This window comes from Baekduia alba, assembly GCF_028416635.1.
GTDB lineage: Bacteria > Actinomycetota > Thermoleophilia > Solirubrobacterales > Solirubrobacteraceae > Baekduia > Baekduia alba.
On record NZ_CP114013.1, the window covers coordinates 4,090,667 to 4,112,188 of the forward strand.

The window sequence follows — 21,522 nt, forward strand, 5'->3', positions numbered from 1 at the left end:
TTGAAGGGCCGCAGCCTTCCGCTGGGGGTCGAGGGCGCAGCCGACAGACGGGGCCGCGGCAGAGCGCGGGCCCGTCAGGTCAGCTCTGCGAGCCGGGGCGGGACCGAGGTCCCGCGAGCTGCATGACCCGGGCCGTCGACGCGTCGCGGTCCGGGACGCCGGGATCCTGCCGGTTGTGGTCGATGACGTTGACGTACGGCCTCGCCGGGGCCGGCTCGGCCCGCAGCCTCGCCGTCGCCCGGGTCGGGCACCAGGGCGACGTCGCGGGTCGTCTCACCGGCCGCGACGGCCGAGGACAGTGACGCACGGGCGCTGCGCCCATGGCCGTCCTCTTCCCACGATCAGGTGTGTCTATCGATACCGCTCCAATGCCTTGGGTGGGGCGTGGGCGGACGTCGCGGGTCAAGCCCGGGATGTCCGGATCAGAAGTGGTCCCGGTAAGCGGCGGTCGCCGCGGCGGTGACCAGGTCGTGGCACGAGCCGTTGGACACGACGAGCCCGCGCACCTCGCGGTCATAGCGCTGGACGTTGCCGTCGATGCTGGTTGCGCGGCCGGCCGCCTCGGTGACGAGGAGGGCGATGGCCGCTGCGTCCCAGGCGTGGCGGCCGCAGTAGATCGCCGCGTCGAGCTGTCCAGTCGCGACGCGGCAGCCCTTGAACACCGTCGGCACCCCACTGCGACGGCGCATGGCTGGGGGCGATCCCGCGGCGTCGAGCGTGAAGAACGTGTCGCGGACCGATCCGGGCGCGTCGCGGCCGTCGCCTGTGCCCCCAACCTTGATCGGCACGCCGAGGGCCGCAGGCGGCGCGACCCGCACGCGCTTGCCGTTGCACAACGTGCCGCCGCCCAGGACCGCGGCGAAGCGCTCGCCCGACCGGCCGAGCAGCGGGTTGAGCACGGTGGCCACGAGCGGCCACCCGTCCGGCCCGACGAGCGCGAGCGCGAAGTTCCAAACCGGTACGCCGAGGTCGCGCGCGCGGGTCCCGTCCAGCGGGTCGCAGACCCACGTGCGGCCTGAGCGCCCTTCGAATGGGTCGCTCTCCTCGGTCATCACGCCGTCGTAGGGACGCGCCTCGGCGAGGCGGCGCCGGACGAGCGCGTCGATCGCCCGGTCGAGTTCGGTCACGAGGTGCCCGTCAGGCTTGACCTCCGCGGCGGTGAGATCGGCGCGCAGCATGAGGTCTCTCACCTCGTCGGTGATGCTGGACGCGACGGCCAGCTCGTCGCCGAGCCCGTTGCGCGAAACGTTGATGTCCATGGTGCTTACCTCCTCCCGGCGGTGGGACGTTCGCCCCCGCCGGGTCGCGCGGCGCCGATGCGTCGCGCGTTGCGTCGAGCGGCACGATCGTCGCCCGCGGTGACCGTCAGCCCGCGGGGCCTCAGGCGCACTTCGTTGTTCAGAACTAGTTGTTATTGCTGATCATTTGGAGTCTTTTCGACTTCATCTTGGGCGCCAGAGGGCGCCGCTTCCAACGAGCCTTGGGCTCGCGTTCTCCGACGCGACGCGCGTCGCTGACCGGGCTGCTAGGCAGCCAGCTGCAGCAGCTCGGCGATCGCGGCGCCGATCGGCGGGCCGGCCTCGAGCTCGATGAACCCCCATTGGCCGTTGGGGTTGAGCTCGAGGAACCAGAACTTCCCGCCCTGGTCGATCACCAGATCGATCGCGGCGAACTCCAGGGCCCAACGCGCGGGTAAGCGCCAGGCAGCCGCGACGGACGACAGGCGGCAACGCCACGTCGGCGTCGAACGTGGGACCACCGACGACTTCGCGGTGCCGCCAGTCCCGTGCCCCGGGTCGTCAGGCCCTTGGACACGCCGCGCCAGGAAGGGTGGCGGGTCCAGGTTCGCCCACGTCGGTGAGCACATCGTGGATGCCGAACGGCACGACGCCTTCGGTGGCCCCATCGGGCGGTGTCTGAAATGGCAAGGTCATGTCCTTCCAGGTTGAAGTTGGTCTTCTGGCACCCGAAGACCCGGGCGCGGTCGCCGTGCCGGGAGTTGCACCCGGCGTCCTTCCGAGACGTGGCGCCTCAAACGGTTCTCGTCCGGCTCGAAAAGCCGGAACGGCGTGGCGGACAACCGAGGATCAGGGCCCGAACCCGGCCGCGACTGCGACTCCGGACGCGGCGACGCCGCAGCCCGAGCTGGTGCTCGACCAGCGCGGCGGGCTGGGCGACGACGTTGCCGACGAGGCGGCGGCCAGCAGGACGAGGGGTACACCAAGCCAGCGCTGCCGCGGCGAGAGGCTCGCCAGGCGCTTGCCGATCTTGCGGCGAAGCTGCTCGAGCTGCTCGGAGTCGAACAACATCGTTCCTCCTCGCTTGGGCGTTGGAAGGGCCCGAGCGCAAGGCGGTCGTCGGTGACGACCGGCGCGAGCCGAATGGCGGTTGCCGGTTCGGCGGTACTGCAGAGACGGGCGCGAGAGGGCAGAGAAGAAGAAGGGCGCCAAACGGTAATGCCGCGCGCGTGAGGCGCCAAACTCCGCTGCGCTCAAGCTCTTCGCCGGTTCCAGCGAAGCGCCCGACGGCGCCTCACGGATCCAGCGAAGGGCGCGTCAGCGCGTCCACAGCAGACGCGGGTCGACGATGTGGACGCGCCGCGGCCGGCAGGCCTCGGGCTCAATTGATCGCATCCGTTAATCGCGCCCGCCACCAATCGGCGTTACGCCCGGAGCGCCACGTCATAGCCTCGCGGCCATGCCGACCGCAATCTCCAGACGCATCGCCCTCGTCGCCTTGGCGGCGGCGGCGTTGACCTCGGCCACCGCCGGCCCCGCCGCCGCAGCGGGCACTCCGATCATCGACGGGACCCTCGGCACGGGCGGGACGTGGGCGCTCTCCATCCGCCACCAGGACATCGGAGCGGTCAAGGGCGTCTGCATCGAGATCGACACCGCGCCGACCAACGGCACCGCAGGCGGTACCGCCGGCGGCTGCGCGGCCGGCAGCCTGCGCGTGGACCACGGCCTCTTTCCCCTGACCGCGACCAGCCACGAAGGCGACGCCGTGACTTCGGCCGTCGCGGCGGGAATCGTCGACGCGCGGGCCCACGACGTCCGGTTGACCTTCGCCGACGGCAAGCACCTGAAGATCCTGACCAAGCCGGGACCGCGCGCGTGGCGCCACGTCCTCAAGATGGACGTGCGCTACTTCGGTGCCGACCTCCTGACCACCTCCTCCGCAGACATCAGGTACTTCAGCGCATACGACCGCCACGGACACCGCATCACCCGGATCGAGGGCAAAGCCTGATGGCGATGTCCGGCCCCACCTCCCTCCCTGCCGTGGCCGCGGTCGTCGCCGGTCTCCTGGGCGCCGCGTGGGCGACGACCGCGACGTCCGACGCCGACGGCGCCCAGCCTGCGCGCCCGTGCAAGAAGACCCACCCGCTGTCGGCACCGCGCCCGCTCGTCGCGAAGATCGGCGGCAAGCGCACGGTGCTCGGTCACCTGTCTGTGTACGACGAGGGTCGCGAGCTGTGCGCGATCACGAGCTCCAAGGGCACCCGCTGGCACGGCACCGACAAGTACATGGAAACCAAGCTGTCGACGGTCGACGCCGAGCGGACCGGCGACGGCCGCTTCCTGCATCAGACCGGCGGCGTGCGCCTGCGCGACACTCACCACGGCTTCGTCGCCATGGGCATGATCCGCCTGGACTCCGGTGAGCATGCGGGGGCGGTCGTGTCGAGCAGGGCGCGCTGACATCGGCGCGAGCGAGCACATCACCTACAACTTCGCAAGGACCGTCGGATGAAGCGACGCCGATGGATCATGCTTGCGCGCGCGACATCGGGACCGGTTGGAGGCGGCCGCCGTCGCCGGACGACTCCCAGCGCACCGAGCTGATCGACCTCGATCTCGAGGAGGCAGCCCAGGCGCACGGATGGTCCTGTTCGGCATGCCAGCGGACAACCGCTCGATGCGCTTCCTGCGCTGCACGCCGGCAGCGTGTCGATCGGCGGTTTCAGCATCACGCGCGGGTCCGCCGCCGAGCCCACCGCGTCGCGCGGGCCTGGAGCGCGTCCCGGTCCGCTCGATTCAGGTGCGCGCACAGCCCCGTGCGACCGGCGCTCGACGCGTCGCAACGCACCCTGAGTCGGTCACGGGGACGTTGGGGCGTCTAGGCGCGTCCGCAGGCATGTCGCGAACGACGTCGCACGCGTGAGCCCGTGCCGTGCGCGCGCTGCGGAAGCTGAAACCACGGGAGTCGGCGCGCCGCGAGGTGCTCCGACTCCCGGTCGGGGCAGCGTCCACGCACCCAGTCCGGCGCCCGCGGAGGCCCACGGTCGAGATCGACGGCCGGCTCGACGTCGAGGCACGCGAGAAGTGGTGCTTCAGGCCATCGCGGCATCGCCGGTCATGTTCTGCCGGGGCGAGGGCGCGCGCACGGCCTATCGGCTCGGGCTACGCGAAACCGACGGGGCCTACCTCGACGGCAGCAACTCCTACCGGTTGCGGGTTCCGCTGCTGGTGCCCGCCCAGCTGTTCTGGTCGGTGACGATCGACGACGCCGTGACCCGCAGCCAAGATAGCCAGCCCGCCGCCGACCTCCTGCATGCCATGCGAAGCGGCTGGGGGGCGGCGCTGGTCGCCCCAGAGCCCAGTTGTCGCGGCTGCCGACGATTCGGATGCCGGTGACCGCACCGAGCGGCGCGTGGCAGCTAGAGCCAGTGGCCGGAGCGGCGCACGAGCTGCCACGCGGACGGCAGCACGGCCGCGCCGACGAGCGCCTTGATGACGCCGCCCGCCAGGAAGATCGTGAAGCCGTTGTGGATCGTCCACGACCACGACTGGCCGACCGCGAGCTTGAGGCCGACCAGCCCGCAGGCGAACACGATGAGCTGGGCGATGCCGAAGGAAACCAGGGCGGTCAAGACGCGCCGGTCGGCCGCTCGCTCGGCGAGCGCGCCGATCGCGGCGGCCGCGAGCACGAAGCCGACGAGGTAGCCGCCGCTCGCACCCCAGACGACCGACCAGCCGGAGGCGCCGTCGGCGTACACGGGCAAGAGGAGCCCGGCCACCACGTAGAGCATCAGCGCCGCGGCGCCGCGGCGCGCGCCGAGCGTCGCGCCGACCAGGCCGACGGCCAGCGTCTGCCCGGTCACCGGCACCGGCGACGGCGGGACATGCACGCTGACCTGCGCCAGCAGCGCCGTCAGGCCGGCGCCACCGAGGATCAGCAGGAGGTCGCGGACGCGTGCGCCGGGCAGCGCGTCGGCAAGCACGATCGGAGCGGGCGCGAGGGCTGTGGAGGAGGTCAGCATGGCGACGAGCATATACAAACGTACGCTTGTTCGTTATCGTTGGCGACCGTGCCCACCGACTTCCCAGCCACCGTGACGATCAACGAGGAAGGCCCGCGCGAGGGCTTCCAGATCGAGCCCGGCCCGATCTCCACGGCCGACAAGGTCGCCTTCGTCGAGGCCCTCGCCGGCACCGGCGTGCGCAAGATCGACTGCGTCTCGTTCGTCGATCCGCGGCGCGTGCCCGGCATGGCCGACGCCGACGCCGTCGCGACCGGCATCCACCGCGTGCCCGGCATCCGCTACACCGGCCTGTGGCTCAACGAGCGCGGCTTGGACCGCGCCCTCGCGCTGCCGCTCGACACCGTCGGCGCCATCCGCGTCACCGCATCGGAGACGTTCAGCACCAACAACACGGGCAAGGGGATCGTGGCCACCCAGGACGAGCAGCGGCGCTGGCTGGAGCGCTACGTCGCCGCCGGGATCCCGGTCGAGAGCGGCTACGTGATGACCGCGTTCGGCTGCAACTTCGAAGGTGAGGTGCCGGTCGCCACGGTGATCGACATGGTGGCCTTCATCCTCGAGCTCGTCGACGGCGCCGGCCTGCCACGGCCCCGCGTCTTCCTCGCCGACACCGTCGGCCACGCGGCGCCCAGCGCCATCGAGCGCGTCGTCGGCGCCGTGCGCGACCGCTGGCCCGACCTCCCGCTCGGTCTCCATCTCCACGACACCCGCGGCCTCGGCGTCGCCAACGTGCACGCCGCGCTCGCGCTCGGCGTCGACCACTTCGATGCCGCCTGCGCGGGCCTGGGCGGATGCCCGTTCGCCGGGCACGCCGGTGCCGCCGGAAACGTCTGCACCGAGGAGGTCGTCTTCCTCTGCGAGGAGCTCGGCATCGACACGGGCATCGACCTCGAGCGGATGATCGACTGCGCGCGCATGGCCGAGGAGATCGTCGGCCACCGGCTGCCCGGCAAGCTCACCCGCGGCGGCAGCCTCCGCGCCATCCGCGGCGGCCAGGTTGCGGCATGAAGCTCGCGACCGCCCGCCGCCCCGGCGACGACGCCGAGCTCTGGGGCGTCGTCGCCGACGGCGCCCTGCACGCGCTCGCCGGCGACGGCGCGCGCCGCTGGCCCGACCTCGCCGCCTACCTCGCGGACCCGGACCCCGCGGCGCTCGCCCGCGCGGCCGACGGCGGTGCGCCGCCGATCGCGCTCGACGACCTCGAGCTGCTCCCGGTCGTCCCGCGTCCCGCCAAGCTGCTCTGCGTGGGGCTGAACTTCGAGGCACATCGCCTCGAGACCGGCCGCGACGCCGCCCCGCACCCCACGATCTTCACGCGCTTCGCCGACACGCTCGTCGGCCATCGCCGGCCGCTGCTGCTGCCGCGGGCGTCGCAGTGCCTGGACTACGAGGGCGAGATCGCCTTGGTCATCGGGCGCCACGCGCGCGCGGTCGAGACTGCCGACGCGCACGACGCCGTAGCGGGCTACACGCTCTTCCAGGACGCGACGCTGCGCGACTTCCAGAACCATGCTGGCCAGTTCACGCCGGGCAAGAACTTCCCGGCGACGGGCGGCCTGGGGCCGGTGCTCGTCACGGCCGACGAGGTCGGCGACCCGCGCTCGCTCGAGCTGACCACGACGGTCAACGGCGACGAGCGCCAGCGCGGCCGACTCGACGACCTCACCTTCGACATCCCGACGATCGTCGCCTACTGCTCGACCTGGACCGCGCTGGCGCCGGGCGACGTGATCGCGATCGGCACGCCCGGCGGGATCGGCAGCCGCATGGACCCTCCGCGCTGGCTGACGGCGGGCGATGTCGTCGAGGTCGCGGCGCCGGGCCTCGGCGTGCTGACCAACCCCGTTGCCGCCGAGATCGATCAGCTCGCGAGAGCGCCCCGACCCACACCCGGCCGCACGCGTGCGGCGGCCCAGGCGAGCGGCCAGTCGTGGACCGGCGTCGCCCCCGAAAGCGGGGCGACGCCGGCCACGTGATCGGCGTGGCCGCCCTCGACCAGGTGATCGAGAAGCGCCGCTGCGTGCAGCGTCGGGTAGTCGATGTAGCCCTCGTCGCCGCCGCCGTAGAACGTCTCGCGCACGGGCTCGTTGCAAGCCGCTCCGGACGCCAGCCGCGCCGGCAGGTCCGGGTTGGCGAGGAACAGCCGCGCGAAGCCGACCGCGTCGGCATCGCCGCGGCGGAGGATCGCCGCCGCGCGCTCGCGGTCGAGCTCGCCGGTGGCGATCAGCCCGCCGTCCCAGCGCCGCCGGACCCAGCCCGCGTCGATCTGGCCAGTGCGGTCCTCGCCCGTCCCCTGCGCGCCCGAGACACCGGGCTCGACGACGTGGACGTAGGCGAGCTCGCGCCGCGACAGCGCGTCGAGCGCCGCGCCGAACAGCTCCGCCGGGTCGGGGTCGTGCATGTCCTGGAAGCTGCTCGTCGGCGATAGGCGGACGCCGACTCGCCCCGACCCCCACACCGCGCAGACGGCCTCGGCGACCTCGCGCAGGAACCGGGTTCGCGCGACCGGCGTCCCGCCGTAGGCGTCGGTGCGCCGGTTGGAGGAGGCGTGGAGGAACTGGTCGATGAGGTAGCCGTTGGCGCCGTGCAGCTCGACGCCGTCGAAGCCGGCGTCGCGCGCGCGGCGGGCGGCGCTCGCGAACTCCTCGACGACCGCGCCGATCTCGGCGACGCTCAACTCCCGCGGCACGACGTAGGGCACCTGACGGCGCGCGAGGTAGGTGGTGGTGTCGATCGCGACGGCCGACGGCCCAACCGGCGCGGCGCCGTCGGGCAGCAGCTCGGGCAGGCCGGCGCGGCCGAGGTGCCAGAGCTGGGCGACGATCCGCCCGCCGGCGGCATGCACGGCGTCGATGATCTGCCGCCACGCGGCGACCTGCCGCTCGTTCCAGAGGCCGGGCAGGTCCGGGTTGCCCGCGGCCGTCGGCGAGATGCAGACGCCCTCGGAGACGATCAGCCCAGCGCTCGCCCGCTGGGCGTAATAGAGCGCCGCGGCGGCATGCGGCGTGGCGGCGTCGACCGCGCGGCTGCGGGTCATCGGCGCCATCACGACGCGGTTGGCGAGGGCCAGGCGCCCGAGCAGCGCCGGTGCCAGGAACGGATCCGTCACGACCTAGACCGGGTAGACGCCGTTGCGGCGCACGTGGGGCTCGGCGGGGCGACGGCGGTAGAGCGCGAACCGCGTGATCAGCTCGTCGCGCAGCGCGTCGCCCTGGACGACGGCCTCGACCGCGTTCTCGTTGGCGATCTTGAGCACGTCGATGTCGGCGTCGTACTCGGCGCGCAGCTCGGCCTCGACGCGAGCTCGCTCCTCGGGGTCCTCGATCGCCGCGAGCTTGTTGTAGTGAATGGCGTTCACCGCGGCCTCGGGACCCATCAGCGCGGGCTTGGCAGTCGGCAGCGCCAGGACCGCATCAGGGCCCATCGGGCTGCCCGACATCGCGAGGTACCCGCCGCCATAGGCCTTGCGCACCAGCACGGCGATCCGCGGCACCCGGCTCTCGGCGACCGCGAAGAGCATCTTGGCGCCGTGGCGGATGATGCCGTCGCGCTCGACCGCACTGCCGATCATGTACCCGGCGATGTCCACCAGGAACAGCAAGGGGATGTTGAAGGCGTTGCAGATCCAGACGAAGCGGGCGGCCTTGTCGGAGGAGTCCGAGAAGAGCACGCCGCCCTTCTGGGTCGGCTGGTTGGCGATGATGCCGACGCTCTCGCCGCCCAGCCGGGCGAAGCCCGCCGTCAGCTCCCGCGCGAACAGCGGCTTGTAGGCGAAGAAGCTGCCCTCGTCGACCACCGCCTCGATGAGCTCCTCGATGTCGAACGCCTGGGCCTCCCGGACCGGCACGATCTCCTCGACCGGGCGCGCGTCGGCGCGCGGCGGGCGCGCCGTCACGCGCGGCGGCCGCTGATCCCAGCGACTCGGCAGGTAGGAGAGCCAGACGCGCAGCGCCGCGATCGCCTCCTCCTCGGTGTCGACCAGCAGGTCGCCGAGCCCGGACACCGTGCAGTGCATCTCGGCGCCGCCCATCTCCTCCAGCGTCACGCGCTCGCCGGTCACCATCTCGGCCTGGCGTGGCGCACCGAGGTAGGCCGTGGCGTTGCCGCGGACCATCACGGTGTAGTCGCACAGGGCGGGCACGTAGGCCGAGCCCGCGGGCGACGGGCCGAACAGCGCACACACCTGCGGCACGCGCCCGGAGACCTGGATCTGGTTGTAGAAGATGTTGCCCCACGCGCGACGGCCGGCGTAGCTCTCGAACTGCTCGTCGATCCGCGCGCCCGCTGCGTCGACGAGGTAGATCAGCGGCGCGCCGATCTCGTCCGCCAGGTCCTGCATGCGCGTGATCTTCTCGAAGGTGCGCTTGCCCCACGTGCCCGCCTTGACCGTGTAGTCGTTGGCGATGACGCAGACCTCGCGCCCGCCGATCGTGCCGACACAGCACACGACGGCGTCGCCGGGCAGGCCCTCGGCCGATCGCGCGAGGAGCCCGTCCTCGAACGACGGCTCCTCGTCGAGCAGCAGGGCGAGGCGGTCGCGGACCAGCAGCTTGCCCGCGGCCTGGTGGCGTTCGCGCTGCTTGGCCGGGCCACCGAGGAGCGCGGTCGCGACGACGTCGGCGACCCGCTCATGGACGGTCCGAACGTCCTCCTGGTCGACGTCGGCGGGCGGCGGGACGGTCGTGGACATCAGGCGGCCGCCCGGTTCAGGAGCAGGGTGTTGTCGAAGGTCATGACTTCCTCTTCGCGCTGGTTGACGACGGAGTAGTGCAGCCGGCAGACGTCGCGCTCGCCGCGGGCGGCGGGGCGCAGCTCGGCGACGCGGACGCGCGCGCGGATCGTGTCGCCGAACCGGACCGGCGCGCTGGCGCGCACGCCGTCGAGGCCGAGCCAGGCGACGACGTTGCCCGTGAACACCCCGCACTGCGTGACGAGGCCGAGCGCGAGCGCGAGCGTCAGCGGACCGTGCGCCACGCGCTCGCCGAAGGCCGACTGGGCCGCCGCCTCGGCGTCGGTGTGCAGGGCGACCCAGTCGCCGGTGAGCCCCGCCCAGCTGACCACATGGGTCTCGGTGACGGTGAGCGCGGCGCTCTCGAACTCTTGATCAATGACGAATGTCCACGGAGGCACCGAACGGACTTTGACGAACAAGCGTTAGCTTGTCAAGCGAAGAGCTGACGCTCCGCCAGGTCGCGCTTGAGGACCTTGCCGGTCTGGCTGATCGGCATGTCGTCGAGGCCCACCAGGACCATGCGCTTGGGCACCTTGTAGCCGGCCAGCTGGGCGCGGCAGTGCTCGCGCAGCGCGTCGATCGTGACGTCGGCGCCGGGCTTGACGGCGACCACCGCGCAGACCTCCTCGTCCCAGGCGGTGCTGGGCACGCCGAGCACCGCGGCCTCGGCCACGGCGGGATGGGTGTAGAGCACGTGCTCGACCTCCGCGCTGTGCACGTTCTCCCCGCCGGTCTTGATCATGTCCTTGGTTCGGTCGCGGAAGAACAGGTAGCCCTCCGCGTCGCGCGCCGCGACGTCACCGGTGCGCAGCCAGCCGTCGGACAGGACATCGGCCGTGGCGTCGGGGTCCTCGAAGTAGCCGAGCATCACGTTGGGGCCCTTGACGTGGATCTCCCCCGGCTCCCCGGCCGGCGACGGCGTCCCGTCGGGCTCGCGGACCTCGACCGAGCAGAGCAGGAACTCGCGCCCGATCGAGCCGTCGAGCTCGGGCCGGAACATGTCCTCCGGGCGCAGGCGGGTGACGATCGGCCCCGCCTCGGTGAGGCCGTACTGGTAGTAGAGGGAGACGCCGGGCACCGCGGCCGCGACCGCCCGTTTGTCCTCCATCAGGAACGCCGCGCCGCCGACGTAGATCCGCCGCAGGCGCGTGCTCGCGCAGTCCTCGAGCGCCCCGGCGTGCAGCATCCGCCGCACCATGTTGGGCACCAGGAACCCGTTGGTCACGCCGGTGTCGGCGATGGTGCGCGCCACCTCGCGCTCGTCGAAGGACCGCACCAGCACCGCCGAGGCGCCCAGGACCATGTGCGGCATGAACCAGCACAGCAGCGAGGCGGAGTGGAACATCGGCGCGATGCACAGCGTCCGGTCGTCGTCGCGCATGTCGGTGTCGACGATCTCGTTGAACGCATTGGCCATCACGTTGGCGTGCGAGAGCAGCACGCCCTTCGGGAACCCCGTCGTCCCGCCCGTGTAGAGCATCACCGCGGGGGCGCTCGGGTCGACCGCGAGCGCCGGCGGTCCCGCGCCGGCGACCAGCAGCGACGCGTAGTCGCTGCGCTCGTCGACCACCGCGAACGTCGGGCCGACGTCGCCGGTGGCCAGCGCCGCGTCGAGGTCGGCGCGATGGTGGCCGTCGACCAGCACGACCGCCGGCCGCGACTGGTTGAGCGCGAAGACGAGCTCGGGAGTGGCCCAGCGCCAGTTGTACATGACGGCGATCGCGCCGATCGCCGCGGCGGCCATCACGCACTCCGCCCCGAAGGCGCCGTTCTGGGCCAGGACGCCGACCCGGTCGCCCGCCCCGACGCCCTCGCGACGCAGCCCTTCCGCCAGCCCCCAGGCACGGGTGGCGAGCTCGCGGTGCGTGCGGCTGGTCGTCTCATCGATGATCGCCACGCGATCGGCATGGCGCCGAGCGTTGCGTTCCAGCACCTCTCCAAGCGTGAGCACAGCCGCATTCTCCCGGGTTCGTGGTTTCGTGTATCGTAAACGAACAAGCACTCGTTCGTTATGAAGACCATTCTGATCGCCAACCGCGGCGAGATCGCCGTCCGCATCGCCCGCACCTGCCGGGACCTCGGACTGCGCGCCATCGCCCTTCACTCCGACCTCGACGCCGGTGCGCTGCACGTGCGCGTCGCCGACGACGCCGTCCACCTTCCCGGCGCGTCGGCGGCCGAGACCTACCTCGACGTCGAGGCGGTCATCACGGCCGCGCGCGCCGCGGGCGCCGACGCCGTCCACCCCGGCTACGGCTTCCTCGCCGAGCACGCGGGCTTCGCGCGCGCCGTGCAGGACGCCGGGCTGACCTGGATCGGCCCGCCGCCCGAGGCGATCGCCGCGATGGGCGACAAGGTCAGCGCGCGGCGCGCCGCCACGGCCGCCGGCGTCGCGGTCGTCCCGGGGACGACCGCTCCGCTCACCGGCCACGACGAGGTCGTCGCCTTCGGCGACGAGCACGGCTGGCCGGTCGCGGTCAAGGCCTCGGCCGGCGGCGGCGGACGCGGCATGCGCGTGATCGAGCGCGCCGCGGACGCCGCGCGGCTCGTCGCGGCCGCGGCGCGCGAGGCCGCGGCCGCCTTCGGCGACGACCGCCTGTACATCGAACGCTACCTGCTCGCACCGCGCCATCTCGAGGTCCAGCTGCTCGCCGACGCCCACGGCACCTGCGTCGCCGTCGGCGACCGTGACTGCTCGATCCAGCGCCGGCACCAGAAGCTCGTCGAGGAGGCGCCCGCCCCCGGCCTGGCCCCGGACGTGCGAGCTGCGATGGCCGAGGCCGCCGTGGCCGTCGCCCAGGCGGTCGGCTACGTCGGCGCGGGCACCGTCGAGCTCCTCTACGAGGACGGCCGCTTCTACTTCCTGGAGATGAACACCCGGCTGCAGGTCGAGCACACGGTCACCGAGGCCGTGTCCGGCCTGGACCTCGTCGCCGAGCAGCTGCGCGTCGCCACCGGCGAGCCGCTCGCCGCGCACGTGCACGACAGCGCTCCGCGCGGCCACGCGATCGAGCTGCGCCTCAACGCCGAGGAGCCCGCCGGCGGGCGCTTCCTGCCCGCGCCGGGGCCGATCCGCCGGCTCACGCTCCCCCACGGCCCGGGCATCCGCGTCGACACCGGCTACGAGGCTGGCGACGTCGTGAGCGACCGCTACGACAACCTCATCGCCAAGCTCGTCGTCTGGGCTCCGGACCGCGCCTCCGCGCTGCGACGCGCCCGCCGCGCGCTCGACGAGCTGGTCGTCGAGGGCGTGCCGACGACGGCGCCCGCGCTGGCCGCCGTCCTCGCCCATCCGGACTTCGAGGCCGTCGCCCACGCGACGCCGTGGCTGGAGCAGCACGCCGAGATCGTCCCGGCGGCGCCGCCGCGCGTCGCCGAGCCCGAACCCGAGCCCGAGCCCGCGGCGCGCGCGCCGGGCCGCGACGTGGTGACGGTCAACGGTCGCGACTATTGGGTGCCCTCGGCCGAGGCTCCCGCCGCCGACGCCGGCCCGACCGCCGTGACCGCGCCGCCGGCCTTCGCGCCGCGCCGCGCCGCCGGCGCCGCCCCCAGCGACGGCGCCCCCGCCCTCGCCGTCGCGTCCCCCGGCGCCGCCTCGTCCACGGTCACCGCCGGCGCGGTCACGGCGCCGATGCAGGGCCGGATCCTGCTCCTGCACGCGACCGTCGGTGAGACGGTCCGTCGCGGGGATGTGCTGTGCGTCATCGAGGCGATGAAGATGGAACAGGAGATCACGGCCGAGCACGACGGCACCGTCGCGGAGGTGCGCGTCGCCGAGGGCGACGGCGTCGGCCCCGGCGACGTGCTCGTGGTGGTGGCCGCATGAGCGACGGGCTGAGCGTCCTGCACGCCGACGGCGGCGTCGTCGAGCTCGTGCTCGACCGCCCCGACACGCGCAACGCGCTGAGCTACGAGCTCGCCGCGCGCCTCGTCGAGGAGCTGCGCCGCGCCGCGGAGGACCCCGACACGCGCGTCGTCCTCCTGCGCGGCAACGGCAAGTCGTTCTGCTCCGGCGGAGACCTGCAGGAGTTCCGCACCAGCTTGGACGACTCGGCGGCGGTCTACCACGACAGCGGCCGCGTCTGGGCCGAGCTGGTCCGCACGCTCGTCACGCTCCCGCTGCCGACGATCGTCGCCGCCCACGGCCACGCGCTGGCCGGCGGCTGCGCGATCGTCGCCGCCGCCGACGTCGCCCTGCTCGCCGAGGGCACCGCGCTCGGCATGTCGGAGATCCGGATCGGCCTCTTCCCGGCGATCGTCTACGGCACGCTCGCGCGCGCCGTCGGCCACCGCGCCGCGCGCGAGCTCGCGCTGACCGGCCGGCGCGTCGACGCCGGCGAGGCGGTCGCGCTCGGCCTCGCCCACCGCCTCGTCGCCGCCGACGACCTGCTCGCGCAGGCCCGCGCGCTGGCGACCGACCTCGCCGGCCTCGGCCGCGACCCGCTGCGCCTCGGCAAGGAGCTCATGAACGAGGCCGAGCGCCTCGACGTCGACGGCGCGACCCAGCTCGGGCGCGCCATGCGCGGCGCCTTCATGACGTCGGCGGACTTCCGCGCCGGCGTCGCGCAGTTCCTCGAGCGCACCTGATCAGGACGCGGCGGCCGCCGGCGCGCGACGCCGGCGGACCAGCCGCTGCGGCCGCAGGCCCGGGGCGCCGACGGCCACGCCGATCACGGCGGCCTGGACCAGCAGCTGCAGGGCCGTCGGCGCGCCGAGACCGAGGATCAGCTGCGTCAGCTGGCTGAGGAACAGCGCGCCGCCGACACTCCCGATCACGCTCGCCTTCCCGCGCCCGAGCGCGGTGCCCCCGACCACGACCGCCGCGATCGGGGCCAGCAGGTAGGCGTCGCCGCTCGTGATGCTCGGCGACTGCACGTAGCCCGTGAGCAGGATCGCGCCCGCCGCGTAGCAGAGCGCCGCGGCGACGTAGCCGGTCAGCACGAAGCGCCCGACGGGGATCCCCGACGCCAGCGCCGTGCGCGGCGCGGCGCCGCACGCGACGAAGCGCCGACCCGCGATCGTCTGGGCCAGCAGCACGCGGGCGACGAGCGCGAACGCCGCCGCGACGAGCACCGTGTTGGAGATCCCCATGGTCTTGGCCAGCGCGAAGTCGCTGAGCGCGTGCGGCGCCCCGGTCGGGACGCCGCCGGAGTAGGAGCGCACGATGCCCGCCAGCAGCGCGTTGACCGCCAGCGTCGCGACGATCGGCGAGACGCGCAGGCGCGTCACCACCAGCCCGGTGAACAGGCCCGCGAGCGCGGCCGCGGCGAGCGCGAGGGCGATGCCGCCGACCAGCCGGCCGTCGTGACCGGCCGGGAAGCGCGTCACGACCACCGCCGCCATCGACATGACGCCGGGCACCGACAGGTCGATCCCGCCCTGCTGGACGACGAGCGTCTGGCCGATGGCGACGATCGCGAGCACGGCGGCGAACGGGAGCATCGACGAGATCGACGAGCCGCGCAGCGTGCCCGGCGCGAGCACCGCGCTCAGCACGAGCAGGCCGGCGAGGCCCAGCCAGACCCCGGCTCCACGCGGAACGGTCATGCCTGCTCACCCCGCGCCAGCGAGTAGCAGCCGGCGGCGAGCACGGTCAGCCCGCCGAGCAGGTACAGCTGCCAGGCGTCGTCAAGCCGCACGAACACCGCGACGGTGTTGATCTGGACGACGAGCAGCGCGCCGGCCAGCGCCCCGAGGAACGAGCCGCGTCCGCCGAAGATGCTCGCGCCGCCGAGCACGACCGCGGCGATGCTCGCGAAGGTGTAGGACGTGCCGGCGTTCGGGTCGCCCGAGCCGACCTGACCCATCAGCATCAGCGCGCCGCAGAGCGTCAGCAGCGCGCACCCGCCGTAGACCCCGAGCAGGACGCGCCCGGTGCGGATCCCGACGCGTGCGGCCGCGCCGCGGTCCGAGCCGACGGCCCGGACCTGCCAGCCCCAGCGTCGTCGTCGCAGCGCGCGCTCGAGCGCGAGGCCGACCGCCGCGGCGACGATCGCCGCGATCGGGATCGGCCCGACGGTGGCGTCGACGGTGTCGGCGAGCGACGTCGAGATCGTCCCGCCGGGCTCCGGGCGCAGGAGCAGCGACACGCCCTGCAGCGCCATGTAGGACACGAGCGTGGCGATCATCGGGTCGATGCGCGCGACCACGATCAGGGCACAGTTGACGGCGCCGACGAGGACGGCGACGCCGACGAGCACGGCGATGCCGATCCAGAGCCCGAGGCTCGTGCGGTCCTCCGACAGCTCGAACGACGCGACCACGACCAGCAGGCCGGTGAGCGGACCGACCGACAGGTCGATGCCGGCGGTGAGCATCACGAGCTGCTGGCCGAGCGCGACGAACGCGAGCGCCGCGAAGAGCGTCAGCACCGACGTGACGTTCGTGGCCGACAGGTAGCTCGCGTCGACCGAGATCGCCCACAGGGCCAGGGCGAGGATCGCGACGACGAGGACCGCGGCGGGCGCGCGATCGGAGCGCAGCAGCCGCCGCAGGCGGACGGCGGCTCCGGGGCTGCGGTCGCCATGGCCGGCGTCGCGCCGCGCGGCGGTCGAGGTCAGCACCGCGTGCGTGATCGCCGCCTCGCGCACGTCGTCCCCGGCGAGCTCCGCGATCACCCGCCCGCGCGAGACCACGAGCACGCGATCGCACAGGCCCTCGAGCTCCGCGTTGTCGGAGCTCGCCAGAAGGACGCACGCGCCGCCGTCGGCGCTCGCGCGCAGGATGTCGTAGATCTCGGCCCGCGCGCCGACGTCGACGCCCTGGCTGGGCTCGTCGGCGAGCAGGATCGCGGGGTCGGTCGGCAGCGCGCGGGCGAGCACGGTCTTCTGCTGGTTGCCTCCCGACAGCGTGTCGATGCCGGCCTCGAGCCCGGGTGTCTTGATCCCGAAGGCGGCGCGCAGCTGCCCGGCGGCGGCCCGTTCGGCGTCGGCGCGCACGAACCCGGCGCGCGCGACGCTCCGCAGGCCCCGGACCATCAGGTTCTCGCGCACCGACAGCGCCGGGAAGACGCCTTCGGCGTGCCGGTCGGCGGGCACGTAGACGATGCCCGCTCGCTCGGCCGCGGCCGAGGTGCGCAGGCGCGTCGCGCGGCCGTCGACCCGGATCTCGCCGTCGGTCGGCGTGAGCCCGGCGACGGTCCGCAGCAGCTCGCGCTGGCCCTGGCCGACGATCCCCGCCAGGCCGACGATCTCGCCGGCTCCGACGGCGAGCGTGGCGCCGTCGAGGCCCGCGCCGCGCAGCTCGCGCAGCTCCAGGCGCGGGACGCCGAGCACCCCGGCGGCCGCCTTGGGCGGGAAGCGCGACGCGAGCTCGCGGCCCACGATCAGCGCCACGACCTCGTCCTCGGAGACCGCGGCGGCGTCGAGCGTGCTGCGCACCGCGCCATCGCGCAGGACCGTGATGCGATCAGCGATCTCGCGCACCTCCGGGATGCGGTGCGAGATGTAGATGACGGCCCCGCCGGCGGCGGTGAGCGCGCGCACGGCGGCGAAGAGCCGCTCGACGTCCTCGGCGAGCAGGTGCTCGGTCGGCTCGTCGAGCACGAGCACGCGTGGCTGCCCGGCCAGGGCGCGCGCGATCTCGACGATGAAGCGCTCGTCGGGCGCCAGGTCGCGCACGAACGAGCGCGGATCCAGCGCGGTCGGCGCGCGCCACGGCGCGAGCAGCGCGGCCACGCCGGCGACGCCGTCGGCGTCGGCCGCAACGCGCAGCTGCGGCGGCAGCGTCAGCAGCGCGTTCTCGGCCACCGTGAGGTCCCGCACGAGCGCGGGCTCCTGGTAGACGATCGCCAACCCCAGCGCCCGGATCGTCTCGGGGTCGGCGCCTTCGACGCGGATCCCGCCGAGCTCGATCGTCCCCGCGTCGCAGGCCAGCACACCGGCCGCGACGGCCATCAGCGTGGACTTCCCGGCGCCGTTCTCGCCGACGATCGCGTGGACCTCCCCCGCCCGCACGTCGAGCGTGACGCCCTTCAGCGCGTGCACGCCCGGGAAGCGCTTGTCCACGCCGTGGATCGCGAGCGCGCGCTCCCCAGGCGGTGCGGTCGCGGTCGCCGTTGGCTGCTGCTGGTCAGCGTCGATGATCATGTTCACGCAGGGGTCGTCCGGGCCCTCCATGACGGAGGGCCCGGAACGGTGGACGGGACGGCGAGGCGGGGACCTAGATCGCGACCGCGACGGACTTGAGCTCGGTGTAGAGCTCGAGCACCTCGCGGCCGTGCTCACGGCCCCAGCCGGACTGGCGGAAGCCGCCGAACGGGAGCGCGGGATCGGTGACGGTGTAGGAGTTGACGTACACCGAGCCGGCCCGCAGGCGCCTGACCATGCGGTGGGCGGTGGCGAGGTCCTTGGTCCAGACGCCGGCCGCCAGGCCGAACTGCGAGTCGTTGGCCAGCGCGACGACCTCGTCGACGTCGTCGAAGCCCTGCGCCACGAGCACCGGTCCGAAGATCTCCTCGCGCACGACCTTCATGTCGGGGCGGGTGTTGACCAGGATGGTGGGGTCGACGAAGAAGCCGTCGCCGTCCCCCGCCCCGTCGCGCACGCCGCCCGCGACGGCCTCCGCGCCCTCGGCCGCGCCGGACTCCAGGAAGCCGCGGACGCGGTCGAGGTGCCGGCGCGAGGTCAGCGGCCCCATCTCGGTCTCCGGATCGAGACCGGGCCCGACGCGGATCGCCTTCGCGCGGACGGCCAGCCCGTCGATCACCTCGTCGTAGACGTCGTGGTGCACGTAGAGCCGCGAGCCCGCCACGCAGGACTCGCCCGCGTTGTAGAAGATCGCGTCGGCCGAGGTCGGGATCGCCTGCGAGAGGTCGGCGTCGCCGAAGATGATGTTGGGGGACTTGCCACCGAGCTCCAGCGACACCTTCTTGAGGTTGCCGGCCGCGGCGCGCACGATCTCGCGCCCGGTCTCGGTCGAGCCGGTGAACGCGATCTTGTCGACGTCGGGATGGCCGGCGAGCGCCACGCCGACCACGTGCCCGTAGCCCGTGACGACGTTGACGACGCCGTCCGGGACGCCGGCCTCCTGGGCCAGCTGCGCGAGCCGCAGCGCGGTCAGCGACGTGTCCTCGGCCGGCTTGAGCACCACGGCGTTGCCGGTCACCAGGGCCGGCGCCAGCTTCCACGCCGCCATCAGCATCGGGAAGTTCCACGGGATGATCTGGCCGATGACGCCCAGCGGCTCGCGCACGGTGAAGCTGTGCCACTCGCCGGGCGTGGAGATCGCCACCGTCTCGCCGGTGATCTTCGTGGCGAGGCCCGCCATGTAGCGGAAGTAGTCGGCGGTCAGCGGCACGTCGGCCGCCCGCGAGGCCGCGATCGGCTTGCCGACGTCGAGCGTCTCGAGCAGCGCGAGCTCCTCCCCGTGCTCCTCGACGAGCTCGGCGATGCGCCAGACGATGCGCCCGCGCTCGGACGGCGAGAGGCGCGTCCACGGGCCGTTCTCGTACGCGTCGCGAGCCGCCGCGACCGCGAGGTCGACGTCGGCCGCGGTGCCCGCGGCGATCTCCATGATCTCCTCGCCGGTCGACGGGTCGACGACCGGGATCACCCCTCCGCCGGTGGCCTCGACCCAGGCCCCTCCGATGAAGAGCCCGCGCGGCACGGCGGCCAGCGCTGCATCGACGGCGGTGCTCTCTGTTGCTGACATGACGTCCCTTTCCCTTGCTGTCTGTCTCAGGCCGCCGCGGCGCCGAACAGGACCTCGGCGTCGCCCGTCGACCAGGCGTTCTCGATGACCAGATGCGCGATCCGCCAGCCCGGGGTGTCCCGGACGACGTCCACGAAGTAGTGGTTCTGCAGGAGCAGCCGGCGCTCCGGGCGCTCCGGGTCGACGTGCGTGGCGGCGACCAGCGCGTGGACGCGACCGCGATCGCCGTCTTCGGTCGGCGTGAACCGGCCGTTGGTGACCACGTGCGTCGTGACCAGGTGCCGGGTCGCCGGGAACGCGATCTCCATGATCACGTCGCGCCCCTCCATCAGCGGGACCTCGGCGCCGAAGCGCGCGGCCGGGTGGCGGAAGTCGAGGACCGCGTCGGCGGCGAAGGCCGACTCGTAGAGCTCGCGGTCGCCCAGGTCCTGGCCGGCGGCGAACCGCAGGACGGCGTCGAGCGCCGGCTCGAGCTCGGACATCGATCCGCTCACACCCGTGCCGGGCTCGGCACCGACGCCACGCTGGCCGCGCCCGCCAGCGGGTCGTACCCGTCGGCGCGCAGGAAGTCGTGGATCTGGCGGCGGCGCATGCCCATGTTGCCGCCGTCGTAGAGCGGGAACGCCAGCGCGTCCTGCATCAGCCCGGCCAGCGGCAGGTGCGCCGCGTAGCTCTCGACGCCGACGACGCGCATCGCGTCGTACACCACCTGCACCGCGGTCTCCGAGCAGAAGACCTTGGCCATGACCGGCAGCTCCTGCCCGGCGCCACCGGTGACGTCGAAGTAGTGGGCGGCCTTCCAGGTCAGGTACCGCGACGCCTCGATCCGCGTCTTGATGTCGCCGAGCATGTAGCCGACGTTCTGATGGTCGATCAGGGGCGACGCGCCCAGGCGCCGCTCGCTGCGCGTGAACTCCAGCGCGCAGTCGAACGCCGCCCGCATCACGCCGACGCTGCCCGTGCCGACCATCGGCGCCGTCCACGAGAACGTCCGCGACAGGATCTCGATGCCGTCGCCCGGCTGGCCGATGAGGTTGCCGGCGGGGACGCGCACGTTCTCGAAGTGCACGCGCGGCGACAGCGCGGCGCGGTGGCCGATGGTCTCGAGCCAGCCGTCGACGCGGATGCCCGGGCGGCGGCCGTCGACCGCGATGACCGCCAGCGACTCCTGCGGCGGCAGATCGGCGTCGGTGCGGCAGACGACCGTGAAGAGGTCGGCGCCCAGGCCGTCCCAGCCCGTCCCGTTGGTGGTGAACTGCTTGGACCCGTTGATGACCCACTCGTCGCCGTCGAGCGTGGCGATCGTCTGGATGCCCGCCGTGGGATCGGGCGAGTCGAAGTTCGCGGCGCCGCCGACCTCCGTGAACGCGAAGGCCGCCAGCGGTTCGCCGTCGTCGACGAGGAACGGCGCGAGCAGGCGCTCCTGCTGCTCCTGGGTGCCGAACTGGATGATCGGCTGCAGGCCCAGGCCACAGGAGAACAGCGTGCACGGGACGTTGATGTCGACGCAGGCGACCTCCTCGCCGCCGATGGCCTGGTTCAGCAGCCCGCTGTAGGTGCCGCCGACCGACGTGGGGAGCAGCCCCTTGAGGAACCCGGCGCGGACCATCTCGCGGTAGAACGGCCGCAGCGCGTAGAAGCGCTCGTCGGCTTCCGCCAGCCCGGCCGTCGCGGCCTTGACCTCGGTCAACACCGTCTGGGCGAACTCGCGTGCACCGGCGCGGAGCTCCTCCTGCTCGGTACTCGGGGTGAAGTCGATCGGCATGCCTCTCCTCTCCAGGCTGAAAAACGTACGCTTGTTCGTTTGGACACTAGACGGATCCCAAAGGGAAAGTCAAGCGCCTTTTACGAACAAGCGTCCGTTTGCTAA

The 21,522-nt window shown here is 73.2% G+C and carries 21 protein-coding genes; 8 read left to right on the forward strand and 13 right to left on the reverse strand.

The annotated features are described in order from the left end of the window. Positions 1-122: 122 nt before the first annotated feature. Positions 123-302, forward strand: coding sequence for a hypothetical protein (locus DSM104299_RS20535; RefSeq protein WP_272473523.1), 180 nt, complete (start codon positions 123-125; stop codon positions 300-302). Between the two features lie 120 nt (positions 303-422). Here DSM104299_RS20535 and DSM104299_RS20540 read toward each other — a convergent pair whose 3' ends face one another. The 3 genes from DSM104299_RS20540 to DSM104299_RS20550 form a co-directional block, all read right to left on the reverse strand. After that, complete coding sequence (locus DSM104299_RS20540; protein WP_272473524.1) at positions 423-1,259, reverse strand: inositol monophosphatase family protein; 837 nt, start codon at positions 1,257-1,259, stop codon at positions 423-425. A 266-nt stretch (positions 1,260-1,525) separates the two neighbouring features. Then, positions 1,526-1,654: a hypothetical protein gene (locus tag DSM104299_RS20545; RefSeq protein WP_272473525.1), complete on the reverse strand. Its 129-nt coding sequence runs from the start codon at positions 1,652-1,654 to the stop codon at positions 1,526-1,528. Between the two features lie 433 nt (positions 1,655-2,087). Continuing rightward, positions 2,088-2,309: a hypothetical protein gene (locus DSM104299_RS20550; RefSeq protein ID WP_272473526.1), complete on the reverse strand. Its 222-nt coding sequence runs from the start codon at positions 2,307-2,309 to the stop codon at positions 2,088-2,090. Between the two features lie 427 nt (positions 2,310-2,736). Between DSM104299_RS20550 and DSM104299_RS20555 the strand changes: the two genes are divergently transcribed. From DSM104299_RS20555 to DSM104299_RS20565, 3 genes are all read left to right on the forward strand, one after another. Next, positions 2,737-3,252, forward strand: a complete 516-nt coding sequence (locus tag DSM104299_RS20555) for a hypothetical protein (protein ID WP_272473527.1) — start codon at positions 2,737-2,739, stop codon at positions 3,250-3,252. A gap of 5 nt (positions 3,253-3,257) precedes the next feature. Further along, positions 3,258-3,704, forward strand: coding sequence for a hypothetical protein (locus tag DSM104299_RS20560; RefSeq protein ID WP_272473528.1), 447 nt, complete (start codon positions 3,258-3,260; stop codon positions 3,702-3,704). Positions 3,705-4,331: 627 nt separating this feature from the next. After that, positions 4,332-4,640, forward strand: coding sequence for a DUF1214 domain-containing protein (locus DSM104299_RS20565; RefSeq protein ID WP_272473529.1), 309 nt, complete (start codon positions 4,332-4,334; stop codon positions 4,638-4,640). 23 nt (positions 4,641-4,663) lie between these two features. Here the strand turns inward: DSM104299_RS20565 and DSM104299_RS20570 are convergent, their stop codons facing one another. Next, positions 4,664-5,266, reverse strand: coding sequence for a biotin transporter BioY (locus DSM104299_RS20570; protein ID WP_272473530.1), 603 nt, complete (start codon positions 5,264-5,266; stop codon positions 4,664-4,666). A gap of 48 nt (positions 5,267-5,314) precedes the next feature. Between DSM104299_RS20570 and DSM104299_RS20575 the strand changes: the two genes are divergently transcribed. Both DSM104299_RS20575 and DSM104299_RS20580 read left to right on the forward strand, forming a co-directional pair. Then, complete coding sequence (locus DSM104299_RS20575) at positions 5,315-6,277, forward strand: hydroxymethylglutaryl-CoA lyase (protein ID WP_272473531.1); 963 nt, start codon at positions 5,315-5,317, stop codon at positions 6,275-6,277. Next, positions 6,274-7,245, forward strand: coding sequence for a fumarylacetoacetate hydrolase family protein (locus tag DSM104299_RS20580; protein WP_272473532.1), 972 nt, complete (start codon positions 6,274-6,276; stop codon positions 7,243-7,245). The genes DSM104299_RS20575 and DSM104299_RS20580 overlap by 4 nt, the downstream gene beginning before the upstream one ends. Here DSM104299_RS20580 and DSM104299_RS20585 read toward each other — a convergent pair. From DSM104299_RS20585 to DSM104299_RS20600, 4 genes are read right to left on the reverse strand one after another with little or no spacing between them, the layout of a single operon-like run. Further along, positions 7,131-8,378, reverse strand: coding sequence for an alkene reductase (locus tag DSM104299_RS20585; protein WP_272473533.1), 1,248 nt, complete (start codon positions 8,376-8,378; stop codon positions 7,131-7,133). The genes DSM104299_RS20580 and DSM104299_RS20585 overlap by 115 nt on opposite strands. Positions 8,379-8,381: 3 nt before the next feature. After that, positions 8,382-9,959: an acyl-CoA carboxylase subunit beta gene (locus DSM104299_RS20590; protein ID WP_272473534.1), complete on the reverse strand. Its 1,578-nt coding sequence runs from the start codon at positions 9,957-9,959 to the stop codon at positions 8,382-8,384. Then, the gene (locus DSM104299_RS20595) at positions 9,959-10,399 is read right to left on the reverse strand and encodes a MaoC/PaaZ C-terminal domain-containing protein (RefSeq protein WP_272473535.1); all 441 of its coding nucleotides are present in this window, start codon (positions 10,397-10,399) and stop codon (positions 9,959-9,961) included. Before DSM104299_RS20595 ends, DSM104299_RS20590 begins: the two co-directional genes overlap by 1 nt. A 32-nt stretch (positions 10,400-10,431) precedes the next feature. After that, entirely contained in the window at positions 10,432-12,003 is a 1,572-nt protein-coding gene (locus DSM104299_RS20600) for a class I adenylate-forming enzyme family protein (RefSeq protein ID WP_349294597.1), read from the reverse strand. A 9-nt stretch (positions 12,004-12,012) separates the two neighbouring features. Here DSM104299_RS20600 and DSM104299_RS20605 point away from each other — a divergent pair, with 9 nt between their 5' ends. Together DSM104299_RS20605 and DSM104299_RS20610 are read left to right on the forward strand one after the other, a co-directional pair. Further along, complete coding sequence (locus DSM104299_RS20605) at positions 12,013-13,827, forward strand: ATP-binding protein (protein ID WP_272473537.1); 1,815 nt, start codon at positions 12,013-12,015, stop codon at positions 13,825-13,827. Next, entirely contained in the window at positions 13,824-14,588 is a 765-nt protein-coding gene (locus DSM104299_RS20610; protein ID WP_272473538.1) for an enoyl-CoA hydratase/isomerase family protein, read from the forward strand. The genes DSM104299_RS20605 and DSM104299_RS20610 overlap by 4 nt, the downstream gene beginning before the upstream one ends. Here the strand turns inward: DSM104299_RS20610 and DSM104299_RS20615 are convergent, their stop codons facing one another. The 5 genes from DSM104299_RS20615 to DSM104299_RS20635 form a co-directional block, all read right to left on the reverse strand. Continuing rightward, a complete protein-coding gene (locus DSM104299_RS20615) occupies positions 14,589-15,548 on the reverse strand; it encodes an ABC transporter permease (protein WP_272473539.1) in 960 nt (319 codons plus the stop codon). It abuts the gene before it with no gap. Continuing rightward, positions 15,545-18,088, reverse strand: coding sequence for an ATP-binding cassette domain-containing protein (locus DSM104299_RS20620; RefSeq protein ID WP_272473540.1), 2,544 nt, complete (start codon positions 18,086-18,088; stop codon positions 15,545-15,547). Before DSM104299_RS20620 ends, DSM104299_RS20615 begins: the two co-directional genes overlap by 4 nt. 73 nt (positions 18,089-18,161) lie before the next feature. Further along, a complete protein-coding gene (locus tag DSM104299_RS20625) occupies positions 18,162-19,652 on the reverse strand; it encodes an aldehyde dehydrogenase family protein (RefSeq protein ID WP_272473541.1) in 1,491 nt (496 codons plus the stop codon). A 26-nt stretch (positions 19,653-19,678) separates the two neighbouring features. Beyond that, a complete protein-coding gene (locus DSM104299_RS20630; RefSeq protein WP_272473542.1) occupies positions 19,679-20,134 on the reverse strand; it encodes a nuclear transport factor 2 family protein in 456 nt (151 codons plus the stop codon). 8 nt (positions 20,135-20,142) lie between these two features. Continuing rightward, positions 20,143-21,417, reverse strand: coding sequence for an acyl-CoA dehydrogenase family protein (locus tag DSM104299_RS20635; protein ID WP_272473543.1), 1,275 nt, complete (start codon positions 21,415-21,417; stop codon positions 20,143-20,145). Positions 21,418-21,522: the final 105 nt, after the last annotated feature.

Excerpts from the sequence above, each read along its gene's own strand:
- DSM104299_RS20535 (WP_272473523.1), top strand. The coding sequence starts at position 123 with ATGACCCGGGCCGTCGACGCGTCGCGGTCCGGGACGCCGGGATCCTGC.
- DSM104299_RS20540 (WP_272473524.1), bottom strand. The coding sequence starts at position 1,259 with ATGGACATCAACGTTTCGCGCAACGGGCTCGGCGACGAGCTGGCCGTC.
- DSM104299_RS20550 (WP_272473526.1), bottom strand. The coding sequence starts at position 2,309 with ATGTTGTTCGACTCCGAGCAGCTCGAGCAGCTTCGCCGCAAGATCGGC.
- DSM104299_RS20560 (WP_272473528.1), top strand. The coding sequence starts at position 3,258 with ATGTCCGGCCCCACCTCCCTCCCTGCCGTGGCCGCGGTCGTCGCCGGT.
- DSM104299_RS20570 (WP_272473530.1), bottom strand. The coding sequence starts at position 5,266 with ATGCTGACCTCCTCCACAGCCCTCGCGCCCGCTCCGATCGTGCTTGCC.
- DSM104299_RS20580 (WP_272473532.1), top strand. The coding sequence starts at position 6,274 with ATGAAGCTCGCGACCGCCCGCCGCCCCGGCGACGACGCCGAGCTCTGG.
- DSM104299_RS20590 (WP_272473534.1), bottom strand. The coding sequence starts at position 9,959 with ATGTCCACGACCGTCCCGCCGCCCGCCGACGTCGACCAGGAGGACGTT.
- DSM104299_RS20605 (WP_272473537.1), top strand. The coding sequence starts at position 12,013 with ATGAAGACCATTCTGATCGCCAACCGCGGCGAGATCGCCGTCCGCATC.
- DSM104299_RS20610 (WP_272473538.1), top strand. The coding sequence starts at position 13,824 with ATGAGCGACGGGCTGAGCGTCCTGCACGCCGACGGCGGCGTCGTCGAG.
- DSM104299_RS20615 (WP_272473539.1), bottom strand. The coding sequence starts at position 15,548 with ATGACCGTTCCGCGTGGAGCCGGGGTCTGGCTGGGCCTCGCCGGCCTG.
- DSM104299_RS20620 (WP_272473540.1), bottom strand. The coding sequence starts at position 18,088 with ATGATCATCGACGCTGACCAGCAGCAGCCAACGGCGACCGCGACCGCA.
- DSM104299_RS20625 (WP_272473541.1), bottom strand. The coding sequence starts at position 19,652 with ATGTCAGCAACAGAGAGCACCGCCGTCGATGCAGCGCTGGCCGCCGTG.
- DSM104299_RS20630 (WP_272473542.1), bottom strand. The coding sequence starts at position 20,134 with ATGTCCGAGCTCGAGCCGGCGCTCGACGCCGTCCTGCGGTTCGCCGCC.
- DSM104299_RS20635 (WP_272473543.1), bottom strand. The coding sequence starts at position 21,417 with ATGCCGATCGACTTCACCCCGAGTACCGAGCAGGAGGAGCTCCGCGCC.